This is a genomic window from Radiobacillus sp. PE A8.2 (assembly GCF_045635475.1).
Lineage (GTDB): Bacteria > Bacillota > Bacilli > Bacillales > Amphibacillaceae > JBJGXI01.
Genome location: NZ_JBJGXI010000097.1, coordinates 1 through 2,832, shown reverse-complemented (window position 1 = coordinate 2,832; position 2,832 = coordinate 1). Strand labels below are relative to the sequence as shown.

At 37.4% G+C, this 2,832-nt stretch carries 2 protein-coding genes and 1 pseudogene; 2 read left to right on the top strand and 1 reads right to left on the bottom strand.

Annotated elements, in window-relative coordinates:
* Positions 1–335: 335 nt before the first annotated feature.
* The gene (locus tag ACI6MV_RS24800) at positions 336–1,451 is read right to left on the bottom strand and encodes an ROK family protein (RefSeq protein ID WP_407272985.1); all 1,116 of its coding nucleotides are present in this window, start codon (positions 1,449–1,451) and stop codon (positions 336–338) included.
* A gap of 359 nt (positions 1,452–1,810) precedes the next feature.
* Between ACI6MV_RS24800 and ACI6MV_RS24795 the strand changes: the two genes are divergently transcribed.
* Together ACI6MV_RS24795 and ACI6MV_RS24790 are read left to right on the top strand one after the other, a co-directional pair.
* Positions 1,811–2,488, top strand: a complete 678-nt coding sequence (locus ACI6MV_RS24795; protein ID WP_407272984.1) for an RraA family protein — start codon at positions 1,811–1,813, stop codon at positions 2,486–2,488.
* 16 nt (positions 2,489–2,504) lie between these two features.
* Positions 2,505–2,832 (top strand): annotated as a pseudogene (locus ACI6MV_RS24790) (M20 family metallopeptidase); the annotation flags it as partial.

The window sequence follows — 2,832 nt, the reverse complement described above, 5'->3', positions numbered from 1 at the left end:
CGGATATCTTGCTGAGTTATTTAGCCACGGCCAGCGACTAGCGAGACTTCCCTCACCACATGACACGATAAGTCAATATCGGTTCAGGTTTTATGGAAGGTCGACTAAAAGCGGACTTGTCGTCCAACGTCGACATACCCCTTGTGCAGGGGCATGTTTCCTTACTCCATCGAAAATATAGAACAATTTTCTTCGTTCGAGGTAAAGCTTCGAAGCCTACTCTGGTCCTGCGGTTCAGTCCAAATGTTTTCGGTGGGGCGAGTAATCGCACTAAGGAAATCTACAATGAATATACACCGCAGAAACAAGTGATTTTATTGTTTCGAGTCCCAGTCCTATAATTCTATGAAAATATCTGAGAGGTGGTCTTTGACGATAGACACGGCGCCGTAGGATGCTCCAAATTCTCCGAGTGACGAGCAATATACTTCTAGATCCCTTGAAAAATGCTGTGGAATCCTTTCGTATAGGTTACTTTTTATTGTAGAGCGCATATTAGTTAATAGTAGTCCTAAGTATCCACCTATACAAATTTCATTTGGGTTATAGGCATTGACAATGTTAACAAGTCCCATAACAAGGTAGTAAGACAGCTCATGGAGAGCCTGTGTCATTTTAGGATCATTGTGGTCTAAATTATTTATCATAGCTTGGATGATTTCACGACTATTCGGTTGATTTGGATACAACTGCTCATATAAAGCCTTGGTAGATGCATAAGTTTCCCAACATCCGTTATTACCACAAACACACTTTCTTCCATTAATATGAATGGTAGAATGTCCTAACCTTCCGGCAAATCCAGAATTGCCAGAGAAAATGCTTCCCTTTGTATAGACTCCTACTCCTAACCCCCAAAAGCTACTAATAAACACCAGGTCCTTGGAAACATTTGATTGACCAAAATGAATTTCACCTCTTGCGCCAGCATTCGCAATTGTATCTATAAAAAAGGGAATATCAAGGTTTAGCTTGTCTATTTCTGCTTTTATTGGATATCCATCCCAGTATTTAAAATTTCCCACATACTCAATTTCACCAGTTAGAATATTATAATGTCCCGGTAAAGCGATTCCAAATCCAACCACACCTAATTGATAATGACTGTATTTAATTTTCAATTGTTTTACAGTATTTTCTATAAAGGAAAGAAATGTTTCGGGTTTGTTATGATTCAATGGCAATGTTCGTTGTTCTAAATTTTTACCTGAAAGGTCTGTGACAAGTACCCTGCATAGGTAAATATCAGTATCTAATCCAATAATTACTCCAGCATCACCTTTAATACTTAAAAGCTTTGCAGGTCTTCCGCGCGATACTCCCGATGTACCAATCTCGTGAATAATTCCCTTTTCCAAAAAGTAATCAATACAATTCGAGACAGTTACCTTATTAATCCCACTAAGTGAAGCTATCTTGGCTCTTGATATAGGTTGGTTAATTATAATCATTTTTAAAATTTTTTCGAGGTTTAATGACTTCATTAAATGAAAATTCCCATTTGTTCCGATGTATCCCAACGATATCTCACCCTTTCTATGCGAAATGAGGAGAGGTTTCCCTATTTCTTGTTAGTTAAATTGTAAGCAATATCAAATTATTTGTAAATGAAATTAACTAAATCTATCTTCAAATGTGATAAACAACTAAAAAAATATGCTTTCGCACCTATAATACAAACGTTTATATTGAATGATTTAAAAAAATAGAATATTCTAACAATTATATTGACAGTCCATAGGGGTGGTGGTAAAATTTATTTTGTAAATTAAATTTACTAAATAAATTTTACTACAGAAGGGGTTGCAAAATGGATAAGCATCAATTACATGGTGAAATTAATTTTGAAATTGAAAGAACACCCCAAGATATAGTAGATAAACTTAAAAAGCATGATACGTGTAAGATAGGAGACTCCATGTCTGCGCAGGGATTAATGAACTATCAAATAAAGTCGATCACAGCTGGGATGAAAATTGCAGGTCCAGCCGTGACGGTGTTAACTCGTCCGGGAGACGCTCTATATGTTCAGAAAGTAATAGAAGTTGCCAAGCCGGGAGATGTTATAGTAATAGACGCTGGTGGAGTGAAAGATGTAGCATGTATCGGTGAACGACTAAGTCACTACATGCAGGAAAATGGGATAAATGGAGTCGTGGTGGATGGTGCTATTCGTGATTCGAGAGGTATTATAGACTTGGGTTTTCCTGTGTTTAGTAAATCAATCTGTATGAAACTATTTGGTTCCAGAGGACCAGGTGCAATCAATGTACCTATTCAATGCGGCGGTGTTTCCGTTAATCCTGGGGATATGATTGTTGGAGATGAAGATGGAGTTGTTTGTATACCGAGAGAATATGCTAGTGAAGTGTTAATGGCCGCCAATAAGCATTTGGAAGATGAATTGTATCGATTAGAACAGTTCAAAGCAGGAAAAAATATGACGGAAATCTTTGGTCTAGAAGACAAGCTGAAGGAATGGCGATGAAAGGAATGACCTGCTTATGAGCAGTCAGTTAAAAGATAAAGTAATAGAGGTAGCGGAACTATTAAAAGGCAGATTAATTAATTTACATAAAAAAATACATAACAATCCAGAACTGAGTTTAATTGAGTATAAAGCTTCTAGGTGGCTATGTGAGGAACTTGAAAATGTAGGGTTTACAACGGAGCTAGGAATAGTCGGTTTAGATACGGCATTTCGAGCAGACTATATACAGGATCCAACACTTCCGACTATTGCATTTATTGCGGAATATGATGCACTTCCAGAAATCGGTCATGGATGTGGTCATAGTTTGATTTCACCTGCTGCTATAGGTGCTGCGATAG